The organism is Rhizobium sp. G187, from assembly GCF_051549525.1.
Taxonomy (GTDB): Bacteria; Pseudomonadota; Alphaproteobacteria; order Rhizobiales; family Rhizobiaceae; genus Allorhizobium.
The window spans coordinates 66,352-90,966 of sequence record NZ_JBPUGM010000005.1 but is presented as its reverse complement, the minus strand read 5'-3'; the positions used below and the strand labels follow the sequence as shown (position 1 = coordinate 90,966).

22 protein-coding genes are annotated in these 24,615 nt (G+C 59.6%); 8 read left to right on the top strand and 14 right to left on the bottom strand.

Annotated elements, in window-relative coordinates:
• Positions 1 to 20: 20 nt before the first annotated feature.
• The 8 genes from ACSV9I_RS15445 to ACSV9I_RS15410 form a co-directional block, all read right to left on the bottom strand.
• A complete protein-coding gene (locus ACSV9I_RS15445) occupies positions 21 to 797 on the bottom strand; it encodes an L-iditol 2-dehydrogenase (RefSeq protein ID WP_438329762.1) in 777 nt (258 codons plus the stop codon).
• Complete coding sequence (locus tag ACSV9I_RS15440) at positions 794 to 1,792, bottom strand: ABC transporter ATP-binding protein (RefSeq protein WP_438329761.1); 999 nt, start codon at positions 1,790 to 1,792, stop codon at positions 794 to 796. The genes ACSV9I_RS15445 and ACSV9I_RS15440 overlap by 4 nt, the downstream gene beginning before the upstream one ends.
• A gap of 11 nt (positions 1,793 to 1,803) precedes the next feature.
• The gene (locus tag ACSV9I_RS15435; protein ID WP_054160290.1) at positions 1,804 to 2,628 is read right to left on the bottom strand and encodes a carbohydrate ABC transporter permease; all 825 of its coding nucleotides are present in this window, start codon (positions 2,626 to 2,628) and stop codon (positions 1,804 to 1,806) included.
• Positions 2,629 to 2,640: 12 nt separating this feature from the next.
• On the bottom strand, positions 2,641 to 3,513 hold the full coding sequence (locus tag ACSV9I_RS15430; RefSeq protein WP_438329760.1) for a carbohydrate ABC transporter permease: 873 nt from the start codon (positions 3,511 to 3,513) through the stop codon (positions 2,641 to 2,643).
• A gap of 167 nt (positions 3,514 to 3,680) precedes the next feature.
• Positions 3,681 to 4,994: an ABC transporter substrate-binding protein gene (locus ACSV9I_RS15425; protein ID WP_438329759.1), complete on the bottom strand. Its 1,314-nt coding sequence runs from the start codon at positions 4,992 to 4,994 to the stop codon at positions 3,681 to 3,683.
• A gap of 152 nt (positions 4,995 to 5,146) precedes the next feature.
• Positions 5,147 to 6,100 (bottom strand): sugar-binding transcriptional regulator, encoded by a 954-nt coding sequence (locus ACSV9I_RS15420; RefSeq protein WP_438329758.1) that lies wholly within the window; start codon positions 6,098 to 6,100, stop codon positions 5,147 to 5,149.
• Between the two features lie 110 nt (positions 6,101 to 6,210).
• Positions 6,211 to 6,936 (bottom strand): anti-sigma factor, encoded by a 726-nt coding sequence (locus ACSV9I_RS15415; RefSeq protein WP_438329757.1) that lies wholly within the window; start codon positions 6,934 to 6,936, stop codon positions 6,211 to 6,213.
• Positions 6,933 to 7,484, bottom strand: a complete 552-nt coding sequence (locus tag ACSV9I_RS15410; RefSeq protein WP_054160294.1) for a sigma-70 family RNA polymerase sigma factor — start codon at positions 7,482 to 7,484, stop codon at positions 6,933 to 6,935. The genes ACSV9I_RS15415 and ACSV9I_RS15410 overlap by 4 nt, the downstream gene beginning before the upstream one ends.
• 259 nt (positions 7,485 to 7,743) lie before the next feature.
• Between ACSV9I_RS15410 and ACSV9I_RS15405 the strand changes: the two genes are divergently transcribed.
• The 3 genes from ACSV9I_RS15405 to treZ all read left to right on the top strand — a co-directional run bounded on the left by ACSV9I_RS15405 (position 7,744) and on the right by treZ (position 11,828).
• Entirely contained in the window at positions 7,744 to 8,529 is a 786-nt protein-coding gene (locus ACSV9I_RS15405) for a DUF4394 domain-containing protein (RefSeq protein WP_438329756.1), read from the top strand.
• A 138-nt stretch (positions 8,530 to 8,667) separates the two neighbouring features.
• Positions 8,668 to 9,945: a glycerate kinase type-2 family protein gene (locus tag ACSV9I_RS15400; RefSeq protein ID WP_438329755.1), complete on the top strand. Its 1,278-nt coding sequence runs from the start codon at positions 8,668 to 8,670 to the stop codon at positions 9,943 to 9,945.
• Positions 9,946 to 10,040: 95 nt separating this feature from the next.
• Positions 10,041 to 11,828: a malto-oligosyltrehalose trehalohydrolase gene (gene treZ, locus ACSV9I_RS15395; protein WP_438329754.1), complete on the top strand. Its 1,788-nt coding sequence runs from the start codon at positions 10,041 to 10,043 to the stop codon at positions 11,826 to 11,828.
• Here treZ and ACSV9I_RS15390 read toward each other — a convergent pair.
• The 3 genes from ACSV9I_RS15390 to ACSV9I_RS15380 all read right to left on the bottom strand — a co-directional run bounded on the left by ACSV9I_RS15390 (position 11,799) and on the right by ACSV9I_RS15380 (position 15,264).
• Positions 11,799 to 12,716 carry an NAD-dependent epimerase/dehydratase family protein gene (locus ACSV9I_RS15390; protein WP_438330010.1) on the bottom strand — a complete coding sequence of 306 codons (918 nt, stop codon included), beginning with the start codon at positions 12,714 to 12,716 and terminating at the stop codon, positions 11,799 to 11,801. The two genes, treZ and ACSV9I_RS15390, sit on opposite strands and share 30 nt — an antisense overlap.
• Positions 12,717 to 12,746: 30 nt before the next feature.
• The gene (locus tag ACSV9I_RS15385; protein WP_438329753.1) at positions 12,747 to 14,615 is read right to left on the bottom strand and encodes a polysaccharide biosynthesis protein; all 1,869 of its coding nucleotides are present in this window, start codon (positions 14,613 to 14,615) and stop codon (positions 12,747 to 12,749) included.
• 82 nt (positions 14,616 to 14,697) lie between these two features.
• A complete protein-coding gene (locus ACSV9I_RS15380) occupies positions 14,698 to 15,264 on the bottom strand; it encodes a sugar transferase (RefSeq protein WP_438329752.1) in 567 nt (188 codons plus the stop codon).
• A 244-nt stretch (positions 15,265 to 15,508) separates the two neighbouring features.
• Here ACSV9I_RS15380 and ACSV9I_RS15375 point away from each other — a divergent pair, with 244 nt between their 5' ends.
• The 5 genes from ACSV9I_RS15375 (at position 15,509) to ACSV9I_RS15355 (ending at position 21,521) form a co-directional block, all read left to right on the top strand.
• Positions 15,509 to 16,672 (top strand): osmoprotectant NAGGN system M42 family peptidase, encoded by a 1,164-nt coding sequence (locus tag ACSV9I_RS15375; protein WP_438329751.1) that lies wholly within the window; start codon positions 15,509 to 15,511, stop codon positions 16,670 to 16,672.
• A 355-nt stretch (positions 16,673 to 17,027) separates the two neighbouring features.
• Positions 17,028 to 18,281 carry a plasmid partitioning protein RepA gene (gene repA, locus ACSV9I_RS15370; protein WP_438329750.1) on the top strand — a complete coding sequence of 418 codons (1,254 nt, stop codon included), beginning with the start codon at positions 17,028 to 17,030 and terminating at the stop codon, positions 18,279 to 18,281.
• Complete coding sequence (gene repB, locus ACSV9I_RS15365) at positions 18,281 to 19,369, top strand: plasmid partitioning protein RepB (RefSeq protein ID WP_438329749.1); 1,089 nt, start codon at positions 18,281 to 18,283, stop codon at positions 19,367 to 19,369. Before repA ends, repB begins: the two co-directional genes overlap by 1 nt.
• A 298-nt stretch (positions 19,370 to 19,667) precedes the next feature.
• Complete coding sequence (gene repC / locus ACSV9I_RS15360; protein WP_438329748.1) at positions 19,668 to 20,897, top strand: plasmid replication protein RepC; 1,230 nt, start codon at positions 19,668 to 19,670, stop codon at positions 20,895 to 20,897.
• Positions 20,898 to 20,978: 81 nt separating this feature from the next.
• Entirely contained in the window at positions 20,979 to 21,521 is a 543-nt protein-coding gene (locus tag ACSV9I_RS15355; RefSeq protein WP_438330009.1) for a regulatory protein RecX, read from the top strand.
• A gap of 16 nt (positions 21,522 to 21,537) precedes the next feature.
• On the opposite strand, the gene ACSV9I_RS15350 is transcribed toward ACSV9I_RS15355, so the two are convergent.
• From ACSV9I_RS15350 to ACSV9I_RS15340, 3 genes are all read right to left on the bottom strand, one after another.
• Entirely contained in the window at positions 21,538 to 22,590 is a 1,053-nt protein-coding gene (locus tag ACSV9I_RS15350; protein WP_438329747.1) for an ornithine cyclodeaminase, read from the bottom strand.
• A 201-nt stretch (positions 22,591 to 22,791) separates the two neighbouring features.
• Entirely contained in the window at positions 22,792 to 24,072 is a 1,281-nt protein-coding gene (locus ACSV9I_RS15345) for a TRAP transporter large permease (protein ID WP_054160303.1), read from the bottom strand.
• A complete protein-coding gene (locus ACSV9I_RS15340) occupies positions 24,072 to 24,593 on the bottom strand; it encodes a TRAP transporter small permease (protein WP_054160304.1) in 522 nt (173 codons plus the stop codon). The genes ACSV9I_RS15345 and ACSV9I_RS15340 overlap by 1 nt, the downstream gene beginning before the upstream one ends.
• Positions 24,594 to 24,615 lie beyond the last annotated feature (22 nt).

The window sequence follows — 24,615 nt, the reverse complement described above, 5'->3', positions numbered from 1 at the left end:
TGGGCTCCTGTCGGTTCCCGTCAGCTCATCCAGTTTCCGCCGTCGACATTGTAGGTCTGGGCAACGATGTAATCGGCATCCGTGCTGGCGAGGAAAATCGCCATGCCCGTCAGATCTTCCGCCCGGCCCATGCGGCCGAAGGGCACCGCTTCGCCGACGAGCTTTTTCTTCTCGCCGAGTGGCCGGTTTTCATACTTGGCAAACAGCGCGTCGACGCCGTCCCAATGTTCGCCGTCAACGACGCCAGGAGCGATCGCATTGACGTTGATGCCATGCTTGATCAGGTCGAGCCCGGCCGATTGGGTGAGTGAAATGATCGCGGCCTTTGTGGCGCAATACACCGCGACAAGAGCCTCGCCGCGCCGGCCTGCCTGGCTCGCCATGTTGATGATCTTGCCGCCCTTGCCGCGGGCGATCATCGATTTCGCCGCCGCCTGGAGCATGAAGAGCGAGCCTGCGACATTGATGGAAAACAGCCGGTCATAGCTTTGGCGCGTGATCTCGACGATTGGTGCGAGATCGAACAGGGCGGCGTTGTTGATCAGAATGTCGATCCCGCCGGTGCGCGCCTCAACGGCTGCAATGGCTGCGTCGATCGACGCCTGATCGGTCACATCGAGCGCTACAGCGTAAGCCTGGGGACCGATCTCCGCAGCGGTCTTCTCTGCCCGTGCAAAGTCGATGTCGGCGATGGCGACAGTTGCGCCCTCGCGCACATAGGCTTCGGCGAAACTGCGACCGATGCCCCTGGCGGAGCCGGTAATGAGTGCCGATTTTCCGGAAAGTCTGCCGGTCATTGTGCAAGACCCTTGTCGTTGAAGCGATGGAGGCGGCTTTCCTCCGGTGTCGCGTAGACGGTATCGCCATGGCGAACCGGCATTTCGCCGCTGACACGCGCGGTGATTGTGCCGTGATCTTCCGTCTGGATATGAAGGAAGGTGTCGGAGCCCAGATGTTCGGCGACTGTGACCTTTCCCTTCCAGGCGCCTTCAGTGGTTGACAGCGTCATGTGTTCGGGACGAATGCCGATCGTATGCGCACCCTTCTCCAGAGCCTTGGGTCCGGAGATCAGGTTCATCTTCGGCGAGCCGATGAAGCCGGCGACGAAGAGGTTGCGCGGATTGCGATAGAGGTCGAGCGGCGAGCCGACCTGTTCGATGCGACCCTTGTTGAGCACGACGATCTTATCGGCCATTGTCATCGCTTCGACCTGGTCATGGGTGACGTAGATCGAGGTGGCCTTGAGCTTCTGATGCAGTTCCGAAATCTCGAGACGCATATTGACGCGCAGCGCCGCATCAAGGTTCGACAGCGGTTCGTCGAAGAGGAAGCATTCCGGCGAGCGAACGATCGCGCGGCCGATGGCAACACGCTGACGCTGACCGCCCGAAAGGTTGCGCGGCTTGCGATCGAGATAGTCGGTGAGGTTGAGGATGTGGGCCGCTTCATTGACCTTGCGGTCGATCTCGGCCTTGTCCATCTTCGCCATTTTCAGCGGGAAGCCGATGTTCGAGCGCACGCTCATATGCGGGTAAAGTGCATAGGACTGGAAGACCATGGCCAGCCCGCGCTGCGACGGTGCCTTCTCGGTCGCATCCTTGCCGTCGATCAGGATCTTGCCGCCGGAGACGTCTTCGAGACCCGCAATCAGGCGCAAGAGGGTGGATTTGCCGCAACCTGAAGGGCCGACGAAGACGGCGAATTCGCCATTGTTGATCTCGAGATCGATCGAGGGAATGACCGAGACTTCGCCAAAGGTCTTCGACACGTTTTGAAGTGTGATGCTACCCATCTTCTTATTCCTTACTTCACAGCGCCAAAGGTGAGGCCGCGGACGAGTTGTTTCTGGCTGAACCAGCCGAGGATGACGATCGGGGCAATGGCGAGCGTCGAGGCTGCCGAAAGCTTGGCCCAGAAGAGACCCTGTGGGCTGGAGAAAGAGGCGATGAAGGCGGTGAGCGGGGCCGCATTCGTCGTGGTGAGGCGGATCGTCCAGAAGGCCTCGTTCCATGCCAGGATGACATTGAGCAGCATGGTGGAGGCGATGCCCGGGACCGCCATCGGGGTCAGGACATAGACGATTTCGTTGAGAAGCGAGGCGCCATCCATGCGGGCGGCTTCAAGGATCTCGCCCGGGATTTCGCGGAAGTAGGTGTAGAGCATCCAGACCACGATCGGCAGGTTGATCATCATCAACATGATGGTGAGCCCGATCCGGGTGTCGAGCAGGCCGAAATCGCGGAAGATCAGATAGATCGGCACAAGCACTGCGACCGCCGGCATCATCTTGGTGGAGAGCATCCACATCAGGATGTCCTTGGTCTTCCGTGTCGGCGAGAAAGCCATGGCCCAGGCGGCTGGAATGGCAATCAGCAGCGCCAGGATGGTCGAGCCGACTGAGATGACGACCGAATTCATGAAGGGCTTGAAGTAGTCGCGCTGCGTCTGAACCGTCACGTAGTTTTCGAGCGTGAAGGACGGCACCAGGTTGAAGCCCTGGATCGCCTCGGTTTCGGTCTTCAGCGAGGTGATGATCGTGTAGAGGATCGGGAAGAAGATGATCATTGCGATGGTCCAGGCCAGCGCGGTGAAGGCGATCTTCTTGCGGGCGGTGATGGCTCTTGCCATGGTCTTGTCTCCTCAGCGGTCCAGGTTCTTGCCGACCGCGCGCATCAGGAAGAAGGCGACGATGTTGGCGAGGATGATGGCGATGATGCCGCCGGCCGATGCGCCGCCGACGTCGTAGCCGAGAAGGGCTGTCCGGTAGATCAGGAAAACCAGGTTTGTGGAGGCGTAGCCGGGACCGCCATTGGTGGTGACGAGAATTTCCGCGTAGACGCCGAGCAGGAAGATCGTCTGAATGAGAACGACGACCGTGATCGCGCGGGCGAGATGCGGAAGTGTCAGATAGATGAACTGGTTGATAAAGCCTGCGCCATCCATCTCCGCGGCTTCCTTCTGCTCGCCGTCGAGCGATTGAAGCGCGGTCAGAAGGATCAGCGTTGCGAACGGCAGCCACTGCCAGACGACGATGATGATGATCGAAAACAGCGGATATTGCGCGAACCAGTCGACAGGCTGGAAGCCGAAAAAGCGGTTGATGTCGGCGAGCACACCATAGCCCGGATGCATGATCATGTTCTTCCACACCAGCGCCGCCACCGGTGGCATGACGAAGAAAGGCGAGATGATCATGATGCGGACGATACCCTGACCGAACATCGGCTGGTCGAGTAGAAGCGCAATCGCAATGCCGCCGACAATCGTGATCAGCAGGACGCCACCGACGATCAGGAGCGTGTTCCAGATCGACTGGAAGAAGGCCGGATCGGTGTAGAAATACTTGTAATTGAACAGGCCGGCGAAGCTGACATTGGCCGGATTGAGCAGGTTATAGTTCTGGAATGAGAACCAGAGCGTCATTGCGAGCGGCACGATCATCCAAACGAGGAGAAGGCCGACGGAAGGTGCCATCATCAGACGGGCAAGCGTCCGGGTGTTTTGCGTAGCCATGGGTTTTGATCTCTTGCAGAGGCTGGCACTCCGACGTCGGGCGCTCAGGCTCGTCTATCCAGACGGGGCAATTTTCGGCGGAGCCGGGCGGGGCCATCGAACCCGCTGTCTTCCGTCAAGAGTGCCGCCCGAACCTGCAAGGCCCGGACGGCATCTTCGGGAGGATCTTATTTGATGTAACCGCCGCGGGTCATTTCACGAACCGAGACTTCCTGAGCCTGTGCCAAGGCGTCGTCGACCGACATCTGACCGGCAAGTGCCGCCGAGAAGAGCTGGCCAACCGTGGTGCCAAGACCCTGGAATTCCGGGATGGCGACGAACTGGACGCCAACATAGGGAACGGGCTTGACGGTCGGGCTCTTCGGGTCAGCCGCATTGATCGAGTCAAGCGTCATCTTGGCGAAGGGTGCAGCCTTCTGGTACTCGGCGTTCTCATAGAGAGACGTACGGGTGCCCGGAGGAACGTTGGCCCAGCCTTCCTTCGAAGCGACGAGCTCGGCATAGGCCTTGCTGGTTGCCCAGGAGATGAACTTCTCAGCCGATGCGGTCTTCTGCGAGCCGGCCGGGATCGCGAGGTTCCAGGCCCAGAGCCAGTTGCCACGCTTCCCAAGACCGGTATCGGGAGCCAGTGCGAAGCCGACCTTGTCAGCAACGGTGGAGTCCTTCGGGTTGGTCACGAAGGATGCAGCAACCGTGGCGTCGATCCACATGCCGCACTTGCCCTGCTGGAACAGCGCGAGGTTCTCGTTGAAGCCGTTTGAGGATGCGCCCTGCGGGCCAGCATCGTTCATCAGCTTGACGTAGAAGTCGAGTGTGTTCTTCCATTCCGGCTGGTCGAACTGCGGCTGCCACTTTTCGTCGAACCAGCGTGCACCGAAGGCGTTGGACGTGGCCGTCAGGAAGGCCATGTTTTCGCCCCAGCCGGCCTTGCCGCGAAGGCAGATGCCGTTGATGTCATTGGCGCGGTCGGTCATCTTGCGAGCGGCGTCCGCCACGAATTCCCAGGTCGGGGCGTCGGGCATGGTGAGCCCAGCCTTCTCAATCAGATCCTTGCGGTACATGATGAACGAGGATTCGCCGTAGAACGGAGCGGCATAGAGCTTGCCGTCTTCGCCGGTGAGACCCGAGCGGATGGCCGGCAGAAGGTCGTCCACGTCGTAGTCGGCGCCGAGATTGTCGAGAGCAACGAGCCAGCCCTGCTTTGCCCAGATCGGAACTTCATAGGTGCCGATGGTCATGATGTCGTACTGGCCACCCTTGGTGGCGATGTCCGTCGTGACGCGTTCGCGCAGGACGTTTTCTTCCAGCGTCACCCACTCGACCTGAATGTCGGGATTGGCTGTGGTGAATTCCGACGTCAGACCCTGCATTCGGATCATGTCGCCGTTGTTGACCGTCGCGATGGTGAGGGTTTCGGCCGATGCCATGCCGGCAAGAACCAGTGCCGAGCATGCGCCCAGCAGTACAGACTTCAATTTCATGTCTTCCTCCCAGAAGGATTTCTTGAGCATTCGCTAAGCTCATGGGCAATTACTCACCAACACGGCGCAATCTGTCAATGGGGTGAGCGACGGGTTACCCCCCTGAATTCAGTGAACAGGCTGATTTATATGCAGGAAAATTTGTGGACTGATTACGATTGCAGCAAAAAGCGCGCTGTGATTTCGTCCGTGATCAGGCCGTTGACGTGTCCACCGCGAAGCGCGGCGCGGATCGCGGTGTGCTTGCGGGCACCTTGAGCGAGCCCGATGACAGTGGCCCGGTCGCGTGGCGGCAGCGACAGACTGGCCACACGATCATTGACCGGATGATCCAGCAGATGACCTTCGGCATCGAAAACCCAGCCGCAGATCTCGCCGACGGCGCCGATATCCAGCAACTGCCGCATCTCCTCGCGATCGAGGAAGCCGTCCAGCAAAAGCGGTGCCTCCATGGTCATTTCGCCGACACCGACGAAGGCGACATCGGATCGATGCCCGAGTTCGATCGTTGGTGCGACCAGGGGTTGGCGATGTAGAAGATCGCGCTCCTCACGCGAAGAGACGATGACGGGAAGAGGCATTGGGAAATGCGGCGCCTTCACCGCATCGGCCATCGAGAAGATGACGTTGAAATAGGCAGCCGAGCCGTCCGGACTGATATTGCCCGTGAGCGATACGATCTTGTGTTGCGGGCATTCCATCGGCGAGAGCTGGTCGATCACGGCGCGGAGTGTTCGGCCAGTTCCCATGGCGACGACCAGAGGCTCAGGCCGCTTCAGCCAGCGCTCAAGCTCAGCCGCGCCGGTTTCGGCAACGCCGATCGTGCTTGAGGACGATCCCGGATCACTTGGCACGACTTCCACGGATTTCAGACCGTAGCGTTCCTTCACCCTTTCCGCATATTCAAGGCACTCTGCGATCGGATGATCAAGTCGGACCTTGATGAGTTTTTCCGCCACAGCGAGCGACACGAGCCGCTGCGCCGTCTGACGCGACACGCCGAGGCTTTGCGCGATCTCGTCTTGCGTGCGACCGGCAACATAATAGAGCCAGCCTGCGCGAGCGGCCTCATCCAGGCGTGTTTGACCTTCTTGACGGCGTGCCATTGAGTTCTCCAACTAGCCAACATGGCTGGGATGTTTTGACCTTAATGTCAATCGTGGCCGCCAGACCTTGTCTGACAACCGGCTCCCCAATTCTGGTAGCATCGTATGCGTTACCTTGGAATGCTGGCGAAACCCTTGCCCAGGATTGGTCCTGTCGGCCGCCCGGTCGGGGAGCCGCCGGCGGGTTCTATGGTGATCTCGTACAGTTGCGTCTCCTGCGGCGAAGGCAATGCCGGTCCGTCAAGGGTCACCGTATTCCATCCATCAAGCACGCCGAGCGACACTGGTCCGAGATCCGCTGAAGGCAGTGTCCAGACTTGTAGCGAACGGTCTGCCGGAACGGAAACGTCCATCAGCGGCACAACCTTGGCGCTGTCGTTGCCGAAGTCCTCGATCATCACCACGGGCTGGCCCTCGGCATTCATCAGGACAGCGATCACCTGGGGTTCCGGGGATGACAGCACGGTATAAGTGAGCGACGCGACGAGCAACAAGGAGGCGGCAATGGCCGAAAGCGCAATGCTGCGCCAGTGGTGCGTCCAGTTGTCATTCATCGGCTCCGGCCGAGACGGGGCAGGGCTTGTTGCCGCGTCCACAGGCTTGTCGGCGTTGGTCACGCCCAGTCGCTGCTCGATGCGGGGCCACAGATCGGCCGGGACGGATGCGGCCGGGCCGGCCAGGTCAAGCTCGAGAAAGCGATCACGTGCTGCGCCGACTTCCCGGGCGAAGGCGTGATCGGTGTCAATGTCACGTTCGGCCTGTTCGCGCTCACTATCGTCCATCAGGCCAAGCACGAAGGCATCAGCGCGTTCGCTCAGGCTTTGCCAGGTGCTCATGCCATGCACTCCCTCAAGGCGGTGAGTGATCGACGGATCCAGGCTTTGGTCGTCCCGAGTGGCAGCTTGAGCCGCCCCGCGATCTCGCCGTGGCTATAGCCGGAGACATAGGCCATCATCACTGTACGGCGTCGCAGTTCATCGAGCCGCAAAAGGCAGGAACGCAACCGGCTCTTGGTATCAAGATCATCGAAGAGATCGGAATAGAGGGTCTCGGCGCCTTCGTCCTGCAGGCGATCCAAGCTTTCCGTTTCCGTGAGATCCTCGCGTCGTCCATCCCTTAGCGCGTTCAGGGCGCGGCTGCGGACGACAGCATAGATCCAGCCGCGGGCAGAACCACGATCGGGTTGGTACTGAAAGGCCTTGTTCCAGATTTGGACGAAGGCTTCCTGGACGATCTCTTCTGCAAGGTCGTGGCGGCGCAGAATGCGCTCGGCGATGGTCACCATGCGGGCGGACTCGCTCGTATAGATCCGCTCCAGACCGCGGCGGTCGCCGGCGGCGCAGGCATGAAGCGCCTGTTCCAGCGCCTGTTGGCTATCCTCCATTCCATCTCCCCTCGCTGCCTCCGAGCGAAAGTAGGCGAAACCTTGGGTTTGGCAACTGGGCCTTGGCTGGATCACTGTCATCTGTCGCATATCGAGCATCACCTGCATCTCGCTCTCCTTCAAATGAGAGGACACGCGAAAACGAATTTTGGATGCAAAATTTTTTTGGTTCCGACTGCATCCAAACTGGGTCGCCCATGTGTCTGGTTGTCAGGAGGCACCGATCCGGTGTCCCCGCTCATTCATTCGGGAGACCATCATGACCGCTATCCGCATCTCTACACTGCTCGCCGCCACCATGCTTGCCGCAACTGGCGCACAGGCTGCCCAGGTTCTGGGACTGGCCGGTGACAAGACCCTCGTGATGTTCGACACAGACAAGCCGGACGCAGCAACCAGCGTTGAGATCACCGGTGTTGATCGTCTCGTGGGCCTCGACCTCCGCCCGGCCGATAAGAGCATCGTCGGCGTCACCGCCGGCAGCGTGATTGTCCGCATCGACGCAAAGACGGGTGCCGCAACCGAAGTCGCCAAGATGGACATTCCGCTGACGATCGGTGACGCGCCGGTTGTGGTCAACTTCAATCCGGCTGCGGACCGCCTGCGTTTTATGACCGGCACGACCAATCACCGCGTCCATCCGGACACAGGCGCAGTGACCGTCGACGGCAGCCTCGCCTTCGAAGAGGGCGACATGCACAAGGGCGAGATGCCGAACATCGTTGCGGCCGCTTATACCAACTCAACTGGCAAGCCGGAAAAGACTGCGATGTACAACATCGACGCTACGATCGGGGCGCTTATCCAGCAGACCAAGCCGAATGACGGCACGCTGAAGGCGATCGGCAAGCTTGGCATCGAGACGATGGCGAAGACCTATGCCTTCGACATCCAGGCAACGGGCGAGGGCAAGAACACCGCATGGCTGGTCGCCGACAACGCACTATACACCGTCAATCTCGAAACGGGTGCCGCCACGAAGGCCGGCACCATTGCGGGCGTCGATATGCCGATCAAGTCGATCACCGTCATGCCGGCGATGTGATCGTCCGACACGGCGTATGATTGGCTGACGGCTGCAACCACGGTCCCCATGGGGCCGTGGTTTTTTGTTTGAGTATCCTGCCCTTGCAGGATCAGCGCCGGTCGTTAGGCTATGGGTGGTTGGCAAAGGCGGGGATGCGTGTTGCAGACGGATGGCTGGACAGAACAGGGGGCGCGGAATGCGCTACGGGCGATCTTCGATGCTGCCGTAGGGAGTGCGGATCCGCACCGCGTTCTGGAGCAACATCTGCCGGAAAAGCCAAAGGGCCGCTGTGTCGTCGTCGGTGCCGGAAAGGCATCCGCTGCCATGGCTGCCGCGCTGGTTGATGCCTGGCCGGATGTCGCGCTGTCGGGCGTTGTGGTGACGCGTTACGACCATGCCGTGTCGGCAGGACAGATTGAGATCATCGAAGCCGCACATCCCGTCCCGGACGAAAACAGTGCAAAAGCTGCGTCGCGGATCCTGGAGGCGGTGTCGGGTCTCGGGCCTGATGACCTGGTTATCGCACTGATATCCGGTGGTGGGTCGGCGCTGATGGTCGCGCCGGCAGGCGCCATGGCGCTGGATGACAAGCGTGCAGTCAATCGGGCTCTTCTTTCGAGCGGGGCCACGATTGCGGAGATGAATGCTGTTCGCAAGCACTTGTCGCTGATCAAGGGCGGACGGCTGGCTGAGGCCGCGTATCCCGCCCGGATCGTTTCGTTGATGATCTCGGATGTTCCGGGCGATGATCCGTCTGAGATCGCTTCGGGTCCGACCGTGCCCGATCCAACCACGATCGCGGATGTCAGAGAAATCATAGCGCGCTATGAACTTGATCTTCCTGCTGCCGCGCGGGCCGTGATTGATTCCGGCGAGGAAACGCCGAAGACGGCAGCGAATGCCGAGCTCCGCATCATCGCATCGCCACGACAAGCGCTGGAGGCGGCGGCCAAGACGGCCCGAAGCCTCGGTTTCACACCTCTCATCCTCGGGGATGCGCTGGAAGGTGAAGCGAGGGAAGCTGGCACGCTTATGGCAGGCATTGCGACCTCCGCATGCTTGCATGGTCTGCCGGTTTCGGCCCCGGCCGTGCTTTTGTCTGGCGGCGAAACGACGGTTACCATGGGCAAGGGCCCGTTCGGCAAGGGTGGTCGCAACAGTGAGTTCCTGCTGTCATTGGCCCTTGCGTTGAAAGGTCGGGACGGGATCTTTGCGCTCGCGGGCGACAGCGACGGCATTGACGGTGTAGAGGATTCAGCGGGTGCGATTGTTACGCCTGATACCCTTGCCCGCATGCGGGCAGCGGGGATCGATCCGCGCATGGCACTCAGCCATCACGATAGCTACACAGCCTTCGCTGCCATCGGTGATCTCGTGGTGACCGGTCCGACACTGACCAATGTCAATGATATCAGGGCGATCCTGATCCTGTGACTGCAAACAGGGTTAGCTGCGCAACTTTGCGGTGAGGCGAGGAAACTTTTTCTGCGCGAACCGGTTAGCCCGGCGTTCTTCCCGAGCGCAGAGGCATGGCTTTGACATCACACTTATTTGGCCCAAGCATTACCGACACCGGCATTCTCTTTAAAATCTGGGCGCCGCTGAGCCCCCAGGTTCATCTCGAATGCGAGGGTTTGGATCCCGTTCTCATGGAGGGTGACAGGGAGGGTTGGCACCGCGTGCATCTGGAAGGGGCAAAACCCGGTTGCCGCTATCGCTTTCGTCTGGCGGACGGTCTTGCCGTTCCGGACCCAGCCTCCCGTTACCAGCCGGAGGATGTGCACGGTCCGAGCGAGGTCGTCGATCTTGGTCGGTTCGATTGGAAAGCGGAAGCTTGGAGCGGACGCCCCTGGGAGGAAACCGTCATCTACGAATTGCATGTCGGCGCCTTTTCAGAAAAAGGCACCTTTCTCGGTATGCTGGACAAGCTCGATCACCTCGAAAGCCTCGGGATCACCGCAATCCAGCTGATGCCGATCAACGAGTTTCCCGGTCGGTGGAACTGGGGCTATGACGGTGTGCTCCCCTATGCGCCGGATTGCAGCTATGGTCGCCCGGAAGACCTGATGCGGTTGATCGACGAAGCGCATTTGCGCGGGATCTCGGTGTTTCTCGACGTCGTCTACAACCACTTTGGCCCTGACGGAAACTACTTGCCGGCACACGCGCCCCTGTTCACCGACAAGCACAGTTCACCCTGGGGCGACGGCATCAACCTTGATGACGAAGGCAATCATTTCGTTCGGCAATACCTGATTGAAAATGCCCTTTACTGGCTTGGTGACTACCGTTTCGATGGCCTGCGGTTCGATGCAGTGCATGCTATCCATGATGATAGTCCGGTACATTTCCTCGACGAATTGGCGCAAAGAATCCGGCAGGCTTTCCCGAGGCGTCATGTTCACCTCATCGTCGAAAACGAGCGCAACGATGCGACTCTTCTGGAGCGTGACGTGGAGGGGAGGCCAAAAACCTATACGGCCCAATGGAACGACGATATTCATCACGCCCTGCATGCCCTGACCACCGGCGAGACCACGGGCTATTTTGCCGACTACGAAGGCGGAGCCTCCACACTCGGCAAGGCGCTGGCCGAGGGGTTTGTCTTTCAGGGCGAGATCATGCCGCACAAGGGCAAGCGCCGTGGCAGCCCCAGCGCCCATCTGCCGCCAACCGCCTTTATCTCCTTCATCCATAACCACGACCAGATCGGCAACCGCGCTCGCGGAGACCGGATCATGGCGGACCTCGAACCCCAGGCCCTGCGCTTTGCCGTCGCACTCTATCTCCTGGCGCCGCAGGTGCCGATGCTGTTCATGGGCGAGGAATGGCGCTCGCGCCGACCTTTCCCTTATTTCTCCGATTTCCATGCGGAGCTTAACCGGCAGGTGAAGGAGGGCCGAAAGGAGGAACTCATCGGCAAGCCGGGTTTCGAGGCGGAAAACATGCTTGATCCGACGTCGGACGACACCTTCAACATTGGCAAGCTGGACTGGTTCACGCCGGGCCAGTCGGCAAACGAGGCCTGGGTGTCTTTCTACCGGGACCTCCTTGATCGGCGACTGCGTCTGGTCGTGCCCCTGATCGGCCTGATGGATGCGCCGGCCGCGCGCTTCAGTTTGAAAAACGATGTGCTCGTCGTCTCCTGGCCGCTCCACGATGGTCGCGACCTGCGTCTGGTGGCTAATCCCTCCGAGAAGGAGCGGATGGTGGAGGAGGGCGTCCTACGAGGATCGGAGATCTTCTCATTGAGCGTTGACAGCAACGGGCGGATGCGGCCGTGGGCGTTATCGTTCCGCCTCGTCGAACAGGATTGACAGGTTGGGTTCTGCAGGGTGCCAATCCAACAAGTGGCAAGTCGATGCAATGTCGACCTGGAGGTTTTCTGTGAGGCGTCGAACTGCAGCTTTTCGGCCGGAGACAGTGCCGAGAATCTGCAGAACAGAGACAGGGATTGGCAGGCTCCATCCTGGACGACCGCTTGCAGCCATCAGGTTCGAGAGGAGTTCATGGGTTGAAAGATCGTGTCCATCGCTCGCCAGAAGGACTTTGTTCGCGGCCATCGGATGTGTGGTTGTGGTGATCAAGAGATCACAAAGGTTCGCCACGTCAATGAAAGATCGCTTGTTCTTGACTCCCGCGAATATCGAGGGTGCGCCGCTTCTGGCCCATGTCATGAGAGTGCGAAAATTACCCCGAACGCCCGGACCATACACGAGCGGCGGACGGACGATGGTAATTTCCATGCCCGTCTCGCGTCCAAGCGCAATCAGGGCTGCTTCCGCTTCCGCCTTGGAGAACCCATAGGGGTCTTGAGGGTTCGGCATATCCGCCGCGGTGAAGGGTTTGCCCGGCTCGGTCCGCTCTCCATTCACCTTGATGGAGCTGACGAACACGAAGCGTTTGACGCCGGCCGCAGCTGCCTGTCGAGCAAGATTGACTGCCGCTCCGACATTGGATTGGCGAAAGAGTGCTAGGGGATCCTTGGCTGTTTCGCGCATGACGTGGACACGTGCTGCAAGATGCACGACAGTCTCGATGTCTCGCAGGTGCGCGCGCCAATCCATCTGAGGTCCGTAGGACGGCACGGGCACCAAATCCGGACTTGGTGTTCGACTGACCCCTCGCACGACCAAGCCACGCCGTGCGAGCTCTGCCATGAGGTGTGAGCCCACAAACCCCGATGCACCTGTTACAAGTGTCATACCCATCGAAGGCTTGTCCCGGCATATTGGTCAGCCATGCTCAACGACCTGCTTTGGCGGATCCTCGGCCGAAATCAGAGCAAACAGAAGATCCCTTGCCCGCGCTTCGTCTTCTGCTTCGACGGCCTCTTCTAGGTCTCTCAACCACTCGTCGATGTCGCAACTGGCGCCAGCCATCGCATCGGCGCGCATGATTTTCGGATGACTGGTCGGCCGGGAGTTGTTGTGGTCGTAGAAGAGTTCCTCGAAGAGTTTTTCTCCCGGCCTCTTGCCGATCACTTCGATGGCGATGCCGCTATCGGGCGATTTGCTGTTGCGCACCTGAAATCCGGCCAATCGTATCATGTTTTCCGCCAGATCGCCGATGCGCACCGGATCGCCCATGTCGAGCAGGAAGACATCGCCCCCGACAGACAAGGCGCCCGCCTGGACAATCAGTTCGGCCGCCTCGGGGATCGCCATGAAATAGCGCGTCATGTCTGGATCTGTCACCGTGACGGGCCCACCCTTGGCGATCTGCTGCTTGAACAATGGCACCACCGAGCCGTTCGAGCCGATGACATTGCCGAAACGGACGGCGCAAAAGACTTGTTTTTCAGGCCTCGTCTGAGCCTCGATTGCCATCTGGCGCACAACGAGTTCCGCCCAACGCTTTGTTGCACCCATGACATTGGTTGGCCGGACTGCCTTGTCGGATGAGATGAGCACGAAACTCTCGACATTTTGGGCAGCAGCGATTTTGGCCACAGTCAATGTACCGAAGACATTGTTGCGAATGCCTTCCAGAATATTGGCTTCCACCAGTGGAACATGCTTGTGCGCCGCAGCGTGATACAAGACCTCCACGCCATGGGTTCGAATGGCGCGCTCAACGGTTTTCGCATCGGTCACGGAACCCAAGACCGGGACAATATGCTGAGGGCTGACCGCCAGCAATTCCTGCTCGATTTTGTAGAGTGCGTATTCGCTCGCTTCAAAAAGGATCAGCGTCTTCGGTTTTCGCCGGACAATCAGGCGACAGAGTTCCGAGCCTATGGAGCCCCCGGCTCCTGTGACCATGACGACCTTGCCGGAGATCGCCTTGTCGAGCAAGGTCGTATCGGCCGGGACACAAGACCGCCCCAGCAATTCATCGATCTCGATTTCGCGAATCTGGCTTACAATGTAACGTCCGTCGACGAGATCGGAGATATCTGGAAGACTTCGTATCTTCACGCCTAATTCCGTGAGGCGCGTCAGTACCGCCGGCCGCTTGGCCACAGGGATCGCCGACATGCTGAGGATGATTTCCTTGATGCCATAGCGTTCGATCAGAAATGGCAGGTCGCTCGAGGAAAAGACGCGGTAGCCGCCGATATCGCGACCCTGGCTCGCCGGATCGTCATCGATGAGGCCCATGACGTAGCGATTTCCATGGCCTCTCAGCGCGCGACCGAGTTGGGCTGCAGCGGGACCCGCGCCGTATATGAATACCGGCTCTTCGTTGCGACGCAGGCCCGTGCCGGAAACCAGCAGCCATTTTGCGGCAAAGCGCAGTCCACCGATCAGCAAGGTTCCTAAAACGAAATAGAGGAAGGGAACGGATCGCGGCACGATGCCTTGGCCTGCCATCTCCACAAGGAAGATGATGATGACCCAGCTCATCGTCGCAATCAGCATCGCCTTTAGAATGGTCCAGATCGCTGCCTCCGGAAGGTAGCGGATCACCGACCGGTAGAGGCCCAGCCGGATGAAGACAGGGATAGCGACGACGGGCGCGAATGCGGCCAGAAGCAGTCGTTCTCCAGTGACCTCTGGCGTCCAGACGGACAGTCGTATGGCATAGCTTGCCCAAAGGGCGAAGATCAGGCTTGCGATGTCGAGCGCAATCAGAAAAACCCGCTTCCAGAAGCGAGGCATTCTTATCACACATTCCCTGAGACGCTTGACCAGGGGCTGGTTGGTCCAATCCGAAACGAACATGATCATGCGGCTTTACTTGCTAATGTTGGACATTGGCAGAGCCAGCCACCTTAATGGCTGTCATGACCAAAATGCGCAAATCAAAAAAAGTGCTTTGTCGGCGAAGGTACTCGGCATCCAGTTCAACCTTCTCGGGGATGGAAAGTTCGTCTCGGCCATTCACTTGGGCCCAGCCCGTCAGCCCCGGCAACAGCACATGTACGCCTTTAGCCGTGCGCGCCGCGATCAGGTCTTCTTGATTGAAGAGCGCAGGCCGAGGCCCGACAAAACTCATGTCGCCTTTCAGGATACACCAGAGTTGTGGGAGCTCATCCAGGCTTGTTTTGCGCAGGAAACTTCCAATGGGTGTGAGGTGTCGTTGCGGGTCCACAAGGAGATGCGTGGCGACGACGGGGGTGTCTATCCGCATGGTCCGAAACTTGGGCATCCAGAACAGCTGATTTTCGCGACCAACACGTTGCGACCAGTAGAGCGCGGGTCCTTGGGATGTGATCCGTACCATCGCGGCAATCAGGGCCATCGGTATGGCGAGGATAATTCCCGCTATCATCGCAATCGCGATATCGCAGGCTCTCTTTACAATCATTCGGATCAGCTCAGCTTCGGGTCAGATCAGGCAATTTCTGCGTGCATACGGGAAATCGTGCTGGACCGCCAGAACCTTGTGGCTGCTGCCGGGCAGTGTGTCTCGTCGCCGGTGTGGTTTTTGCGGATCAAGACCCGCTGGTGAGTTCGCCCCGCCCAAACGTCTGGCTCAATTGTCGCCGACACCCCGGCCAAAATGACCCATAAAAACTTGACCTTCTGCACCAGGGCTCGACATACCCGTTATGACCGACGCCATGACGATTGACCCTGATTACCTTACGCGACAGCTCCAGGCCCTTCTGGCGATCGCCAGCCCGACCGGTTTTACAGACGAGGCGGTCCGGCATACGGCGCAGGAGCTGGCACGTTTGGGGCTTGAGGTGAAGCTGACCCGGCGGGGTGCGATACGAGCGCTTCGACGTGGCAAGGCCCGGCGACCGGCGCGGGGGATCGTTTCTCATCTGGATACGCTGGGCGCGCAGGTAAAGGCGCTCAAGGAGAATGGACGACTGGAACTCGTGCCGATCGGCCATTGGTCAGCGCGGTTTGCCGAGGGCGCACGCGTGTCAATCTTGTCCGCCAAGGGCACCTACCGCGGTACCATCCTGCCGCTCAAGGCGTCGGGGCATACGTTCAATGACGAAGTCGACAGCCAGCCAACGGGGTGGCGCCATGTCGAATTGCGAGTCGATGCGCTTAGCCGCGACCACAATGATCTGACCCAGCTTGGCATTGATGTCGGGGACATCGTTGCGGTCGACCCACAACCCGAGTTCCTTGAAAACGGCTTCATCGTCTCACGCCATCTCGATGACAAGGCGGGGGTCGCGATCATGCTGGCGGCCCTTGAAGCGATGCAGCGGCAGAACATCGAGACGCCGGTCGACACGTACTGGCTCTTCACCATTGGCGAGGAAGTGGGCGTCGGAGCCTCGGCTGCACTGACGCCCGAGATTGCATCGCTGGTAGCGATCGACAACGGCACGACCGCGCCGGGACAGAATTCGCGCGAGTTTGGTGTCACGCTCGCCATGGCAGATCAGACCGGACCCTTTGATTACCACCTGTCGAAGAAGCTGCATCAGTTATGTCTTGCCCACGGTGTTCCGGTGCAGAAGGATGTATTCCGCTATTATCGTTCGGACGCGGCTTCAGCGGTTGAGGCAGGTCATGATGTGCGCACAGCACTGATCACCTTTGGTGTCGACGCTTCGCATGGTTATGAGCGCATCCACTTGCATGCCCTGATGTCAAATGCGCGCTTGTGTGTGCTCTACAGCGCAAGCAATGTAGAGATCGGGCGGGATGCCAATGAGCTTTCGGACCTGGAAGGCTTTACCCATCAGGAGGTCCCGGACGCCGCGCCGGAGCAAGTCCTCCCCGCCGATCTTTCGACCGAGAACTGAACCTGTCCCATTGTTGCACAGGTGCAACGGCAGGGATGGTGCGCCCACGCGTCGGTACCGGACCTCGGAATGCTGCATAGGCTGACAATCCCTAATATTGAACGACCCCGGCGTTAAGGTTTTGTTAACGAAAAATCGCTTGACCCGAATCGGGTCGTGCCACACGCTGTTACGGAGATTGGCCATAAATTGTGCCTCTTGCCGTTACTGAGAAGCCTTCCTGTTAATTCGGCACCATTGCGTATGTTCATCGCGGTGAGAATCAGGAAGGGTGCGTGTAGTTTGCCTGTGTCGATCAGTTGGCGCCATGAAGGCGTTTGATCTGAGCGATACCGGCCAGAATTTGGAGTTCAGGATGGGTCAGCCATCGATCAGAGCAGCCATCGAGGAGATCGGTCCCTTGCGTCCAGCAGACGAGACGATTGCCGAAGACGCCCAGGCGCTCTCTGCCCAGCTGAAGGCTATGCGCGAGCGGCTTTTCCCGCCGACCGCCCAGAAGACATTGCGTTCCTTTACCTCTGGCGAAGCCGCACGTTTGATCGGTGTATCCGACGGTTACCTGCGGCAACTGTCTCTGGCGGGAGAGGGACCGCAGCCTGACGTCGGTGCCGGCGGGCGGCGCTACTATTCGCTTTCAGACATCGATGCGCTGCGCCATTTCCTGGCGGAGCAGGCGCGGCTCAAGGGGAACGACGCCAAGGCGCGGTCCTATGTGAAGTGGCGTGATCCGGCTCGCGGCGAGCATTTGCAGGTCATTTCCGTGACCAACTTCAAGGGTGGTTCCGGCAAGACGACATCGTCGGTGCATCTCGCCCAGTATCTGGCGATGACGGGACACCGCGTCCTTGCCGTCGATCTCGATCCGCAGGCATCGCTGTCAGCGCTTTTCGGTTACCAGCCGGAACTCGATCTGCAGGGCAATGACACGATTTACGGCGCGATCCGGTATGACGGCGAGGCAAAGCCGCTGAAGGAGATCATCCGCAAGACCTATTTCCACGGTCTCGATCTCGTTCCCGGCAATCTCGAACTGCAGGAATTCGAACACGCGACACCGCGGGCGCTGTCCGAGCGCAAGGCGGGCGACACGCATTCGCTGTTCTTTACTCGCGTCCAGGCGGCACTCGCCTCTGTGGCTGACGACTATGACGTGGTCGTTATCGACTGCCCGCCACAGCTTGGCTATCTCACACTGTCGGCACTGTGTGCCTCCACATCGGTTGTCGTGACGGTGCATCCGCAAATGCTCGACGTTGCCTCGATGAGCCAGTTTCTGTTCATGACATCGGATCTTCTTTCCGTGGTGCGAGAGGCGGGTGGCCAGCTGAATTTCGATTTCTTGCGGTATCTGGTGACGCGTTTCGAGCCGCATGATGGTCCGCAGACGCAAATCGTCGGTTTTCTGCGTTCGCTGTTCGGCAACCGTGTTCTGACTGCGCCGATGTTGAAGTCGACGGCAGTGTCGGATGCGGGCCTGACCAAGCAGACGCTTTACGAGGTAGGCCGCGAGAACTTTTCCCGCGGCACGTATGACCGGGCGATGGAATCGCTCGATTCCGTCAATGGTGAGATCGAGGCGCTTATTCACGCCGCATGGAGGCGCACGTGATGGCAGGACGCGACCGCAAGAACTCCATCAAGGCGTTGTTCGGGGATTCCTCGCCGCTTGCGCCGGAAGCCAAGATGCAACCGGCAGAGACTGTCGCCGGCGAGCAGGCTGGCTCTCGTGAAAGCCAGCCCGATCAGCGCCCGGCCGAGCCTGCAAATGGTCCGGCGCGCGCGGCGTCAGGCGCCGTGAAAGCCATGGGTCTGTCGCTGTCGTCCATCGCCCGCGAAGCCGAGGAAGCGCGACAGCTGCGCCAGGCCCTGGAGGAAGGCGAGCGGGTCATTTCGCTGTCGACAGAGCGTATCGAGGCATCCTTTGTCCAGGATCGGCTCAGCAATGGCGATGTGGACGATCCGCAGTTTGCCGAGCTGATCGAGAGTATCCGTGAAAGCGGACAGCAGGTCCCAATCCTCGTCCGCCCGCATCCCGAGCACGAAGGGCGTTTCCAGGTCGCCTATGGCCACCGTCGTCTGCGCGCTGCTCAGGCGCTCGGCGTGGAGGTCAAGGCGCTGGTGCGCACGCTGAGTGATGATGAACTGGTGGTGGCCCAGGGCAAGGAAAATGCCGAACGCCGCAATCTGTCGTTCATCGAACGGGCGCTGTTTGCCAAGACGCTTGCGACGCGCGGTTTCGACCGCAAGCTGATCGGCGATGCGTTGGCGGTGCAGAAGTCTGAGCTGTCTCGCCTGATCCAGGTCGCGGACGGTCTGCCGGACATGGTCATTCGTGCGATCGGCCCTGCCCCGAAAGCGGGTCGCGATCGCTGGATGAAGATGGTGGAACTCCTGTCCGCGAAGGCGGCCATGCAGCTGGCGAGCGACGAGATCACCCAGGAGAGTTTTCGGACTGCAGACAGCGACCGGCGTTTCGAACTGTTGTTTGGCCGTCTGGCACAGCCGGTTGCAGCGGCCAGGACAATCAACGAGCCGCTCCGGCTGACGGCCGAGGATGGCCGCAGCTTTGCTGAATACAGGCGACAGGGCCGCACGGTGAAAATCGATTTTGCCAAGGATGCTGACCCGGCGTTTTTGGACCAGCTGTCTGAGCTTTTGCGCAGCGCCTATGCCGCGCATGTCAAGACGAAACACTGAGATGAGGATGCCGCTCGGAAGGGCGGCCGTCTGATTCGACCGGTTGCCATTGGGATCAAGGGATGAACCCGGATGGCATCAGACAACGCGAAACCACGGAAAGGAAGCGCGGAGACAAGAAAAAAGGCCCCCAAAACGTCACGTTCCGGAAGCCCCTCTCCTATGTAGCAATCTGAGAGAATCACTTCCGACAGTCAAAGTCAAGAGTCGGCGGCATCCGATGCCGATCCGAGTGTGATTTCGTACGTCTGAACAGGCGTTTCCAAGGGCTCCTCTTGCCTCTTCAAAAGGGGAAATCATGATCGAGAGACTGGGAACGACGCCTTTCGGCGGCGGCCGGATGTCTGCGCGGCTTTTTGCCCGTCAGACCATGGTCGCGGAACGGCAGGGAAAACTGCGCGCTGGCGACGGCGGCAATGACACAGGCACGGCCGACAAGTGGCAGCTGCTGCGGGCGCTTACCGAGGCGCGCGAGCATTTCGACCTGAGTGACCGTGCAATCGGGCTTCTGGAAGCGCTTGTGAGTTTCACCACGGAACGCACGCTCGACGGCAGCAAGCCGATCATCGTGTTCCCCTCGAACCGCGAATTGTCGATCCGCGCCCGTGGTATGGCGCCGGCCACTATTCGCCGTCATCTTGCAGCTTTGGTTGACGCCGGCTTGCTCTTCCGTCGCGACAGCGCCAATGGCAAACGCTACTGCCTGCGCGGCGATCATGGGGACGTGGAAGAGGCCTTTGGCTTTGATCTGGCACCGCTTGCGTTGAAAGCGACGGAGATCCATGCGCTGGCTGAGACTGTGCGTGCCGAAGCCAAGGCACTGCGCCAGCTCCGCACAGAGGTGACGCTGCACCTGCGCGACATATCGAAGATCATCACGGCGGCCCTGGAAGAGGCCCGTACGGGCGATTGGGAAGGCATGCTTCTGACATTTCAATCGATGTCCTTCGCAGCGCTTCCGCGCAAGGCCCAGCCAGACGCACTCCGAACACTTCGCGACCGCTTGGCAACGTTTCGCCTTGAGGTGGAAAATGCTTACCTTTCAAGTCTTTCCGAAGAAGAAATGAGCGCCAATGACCATCACAGCGAGCGCCACTATCAGAATTCAAACACAGACCTACCATTTGAATTAGGCGGCAAAGAGTCAAAGAAAGAGGCGGAAGCCGAGACCTCAAGGCAGGAGGGGGCGGAACGCCAGGAAAGGCGGGTGGCGGTCAGTCTCGACCGATTGCGCAAGGTTTGCCCGCAGATCGGTGACTATTGCCCGGGCGGAATGCGCGGCTGGCAGGATCTGCTGAATGCGGCGGATCTGGTTCGTTCCATGCTCGGGGTCTCCCCGGATGCCTGGGCGAAGGCGAAGAAGGCGATGGGGGAACAGGCGGCGGCGATCGTGATTGCCTTGATGCTTGAACGTGCGGAAGAAATTCGGTCGCCTGGCGGTTATCTTCGTGATCTGACGCGCAAGGCAGAGCGCTCGGCCTTCAGTATTCTGGCAATGTTGCAGGCGCTCGAACGCCACAAGGATTGAGATGGATGTTTACCGGCGTTGACGGCTGTCAACGATTTCAAGAACGATGACGCTGCGATTGGCTGGATGAAAAAGACGGACATGGACGATATTCCCACCTCCGATGAGGTACCGACAGCCCGGATGCTGACATGGGTGCGGAATTCAGCGGCCTATCGGCTGGCGCGCCGGATGATGACTGAGAAAGAATTGGCGGACGCTATTCGTCGCAAGGCAAAGAGCAAGTTCGAGGACATCACGGAGGCGCAGATAGCGGCTCTGGCAGAGGCGGCAATCGCCTTTGGGCGGTCGATGAGCGCGCTGGATGATCGTGCCTATGCCGAGATCCGCGCGGGCTCGGCGGCCCGTGGCGGTAAGTCGAAACGTGCGGTTGCCCGCAAGCTTTCGGAAAAGGGGGTAGAGGCGGTAATCATCACGGAGATCCTCGCCGAACAGGATGATCTGCGGCCGGCGGTGGTCTATGCCCGCAAGAAGGCGTTCGGACCATTTCGACGGGTTCCTGCCGATGAAAAACAGGTGAACCGCGAAATGGCGTCGTTTGCGCGGCAGGGTTATGGTTTCGACCTGATCCGACGCGTGCTGGACATGTCGCGAGACGACGCGGAAGAGGTGCTGGGCTCTTGAAGCCGGGGCGATGCGCTCAATCCAGTGAGCGCTGCAACATGCCAAAGAGATCGCGTGGGTCGTCGGGATCGGCGATCAGGTCGATCTCCTGGAAGAGTTTTGTGCCGCGGATCCGTTCGCGGACAAAGCGCAAGGCGGAAAAATCTTCGATGGCGAAACCGACGCTGTCGAACAGCGTGATCTGCGTCTGGCCGGATCGGCCAGTGGCTTCCCCGTTTACAACTTGCCAGAGTTCGGTCACCGGATAATCCGGCTCCATCTGCTGGATTTCCCCTTCGATCCTTGTCTGCGGCGGATATTCGACAAAGGTCGAGGCGCGGCGCAGGATATCCGGATGCAGCTCGGTCTTTCCGGGACAATCACCACCGATGGCATTGATGTGCACGCCGGCGCCGACCATGTTGTCGGTCAGGATCGTCGCATACTGCTTGTCGGCCGTGCATGTTGTGATGATCTGGGCGCCTTCGATCGCGGCCTGGGCATTGTCGCAGATCACGACGTCAAGGCCTCGTCCCTCAAGGTTCCGTTTGGTCTTTTCACTGGCCCGGCGGTCTATATCGAAAAGGCGCACCGTGGTGATGCCGAGTACCGCCTTCATTGCGATCGCCTGGAACTCTGCCTGGGCACCGTTTCCGATCATCGCCATGGTGGTGGAGCCCTCAGGCGCCAGGTGGCGGGCGGCCATGGCGGAGGTTGCTGCCGTTCGCAGCGCCGTCAGTAGCGTCATTTCGGTGAGGAGAACCGGATATCCGGTCGACACTTCGGCAAGCAGACCAAAGGCTGTGACGGTCTGCAGACCGTGGGCCATGTTCTTGGGGTGGCCGTTCACATATTTGAACGAGTAGATTTCGCCATCTGAGGTTGGCATCAGCTCAATCACGCCTTCGCGGGAATGGGAAGCAACCCGAGGCGTCTTGTCGAAGAGAGCCCAGCGCCGGAAATCAGCCTCTATGACATCGGTCAGTTCGCAAAGCAGGGTTTCGAGCCCGATATGGTGCACGAGCCGCATCATGTTTTCGACGCTGACGAAGGGAACGAGAGCTTTTTCTGAAGGCGCTGGCGCTGTCATGGTCCACCGGTTGCAGGAGGGATCTACGGCTCAGTCTAAGCAGGGCTGTGTTTGCCCGAAACGTCGAAAATCTATCAGTCTGATGGAGCTTTTGACCAAAGTGAGAGCTTGGTCTTTGCAACCTGCTTGGCGATACATGCAAAAAGGCGACCCGTAAGCCGCCTTTCTTTCGTGTCTGATGATTGTATGTGCCCTTTGTGGCTACTTGAACAGACTGGGGAGCCAGAGGGAAAGACCGGGAATGAAGGTCACGGCCATCAGAACGGCGATACTGGCGCCGAAGAAGGGCCAGATCGTCTTCATCGCTTCTCGGATGGTGATTTTGCCAACTGCGCAACCGACGAAGAGAACCGTGCCGACCGGCGGCGTATTGAGGCCGATCCCGGCATTCAAGATCATGATCACGCCGAAATGCACAGGGTCGATGCCGAACGCCTTGACGACCGGGAGAAAGATCGGCGTGGAGATGATCACCATCGGTGCCATGTCCATGAAGGTGCCGAGGATCAGCAGGATGACGTTGATCATCAGGAGAACGATGATGGGATTGTCGGAGACGGCGGAGATGGCTGCGACCAGCAATTGCTGGACCTGAAGAAAAGCCATCAGCCAGCCGAAGGCGGCGGCGGTGCCGATGACCAGGAGCACCATCGCCGTTGTGCGCACCGCACCAAGCACGGCCTCCAGGAAACCTTCCCAATTGAGCTCGCGATAGACGAAGAGTGCAACGAGGAGGGCATAGAGAACGGCAATGCAGGAGCTTTCCGTGGCCGTGAATATACCCGAACGAACGCCACCGAAGATGATACCGATCAACAGGATGCCGGGGAGGGCCGCGAGCAGGTAATAGCCGACCTTGGCGAAGCCGGGAAAGGGCTCCGAGGGATAGCCGCGCCGGACGGCGACGATATAAGCGGTCACCATCAGTGCCGCAGCCAGAAGCATGCCGGGAATGATGCCGGCGGTGAAGAGATCGGCAACCGAGACATTACCGCCGGCCGCGATCGAATAAAGGATCATATTGTGCGACGGCGGAATGAGGAGGGCGATGATCGCGGCATTGACGGTGACATTGACCGCATAACCCCGATCGTAGCCACGGGCTGCCATCTGCGGGATCATCAGGCCACCGACGGCGGAGGCATCGGCCACGGCCGAGCCGGAAATGCCGCCGAAGAAGGTGGAGGCGACGATATTGACCTGACCGAGGCCACCGCGAAGGTGACCGACGAGACCGGCCGCAAACCGAATGAGTCGCGTCGCGATGCCGCCGCGCACCATCAGGTCACCAGCAAAGATAAAGAAGGGGATCGCCATCATCGCGAAGACGTTCATCCCCGAATTCATCTGCTGGAAGACGACGATTGGCGGCAGACCGAGATAGATCACCGTGGCAAGCGAGGAGATGCCGAGGCAGAAAGCGATCGGCATGCCGATCATCATGAGGAGGGTGAAGCTGCCGAAGAGAATGGTATAGGCCATCACGCTGCCTCCTGAACTACGATAGAGGCTGCAGCTTCTTCGCCGAGTGCTACGTTGACGAACCGTTCCAGGGCGAAGATCGCAATGACGGCGCCACCGACGACAAGAGGCACGAAATCCATGCCGCCAGGCCACCCGAGAACAGGTATCGTGGCCGTCCAAGTGCCCGCAGCAAGCAGCACGCCGTAATAGCTCATGGCTGCACCGAACAGGACAATCAGGCCGAGACTGGTGAGATCCATCAGCTTCTGGATCGGCTCCGATGCACCATGCCGGATGAAATCAAGACCGAGATGCACACTTTCGCGAACACCGACGGCTGATCCCAGCAGGATGAACCAGGCCATCAATTGCAGGGACAGCGGTTCGGACCAGCTCGGCGTATCATTGAGCACATAGCGGCCGAAGATCTGCCAACCGATGATCAAGGTCATGACGACCAGGCCGGTTGCCGACAGATAGAGACAAAACTGGCTGAGACGCTCGAGCGCCGGCCGTATCGCGCGCAGAAAGGGCAACATGGAACCTCCGAAATTCAAACAC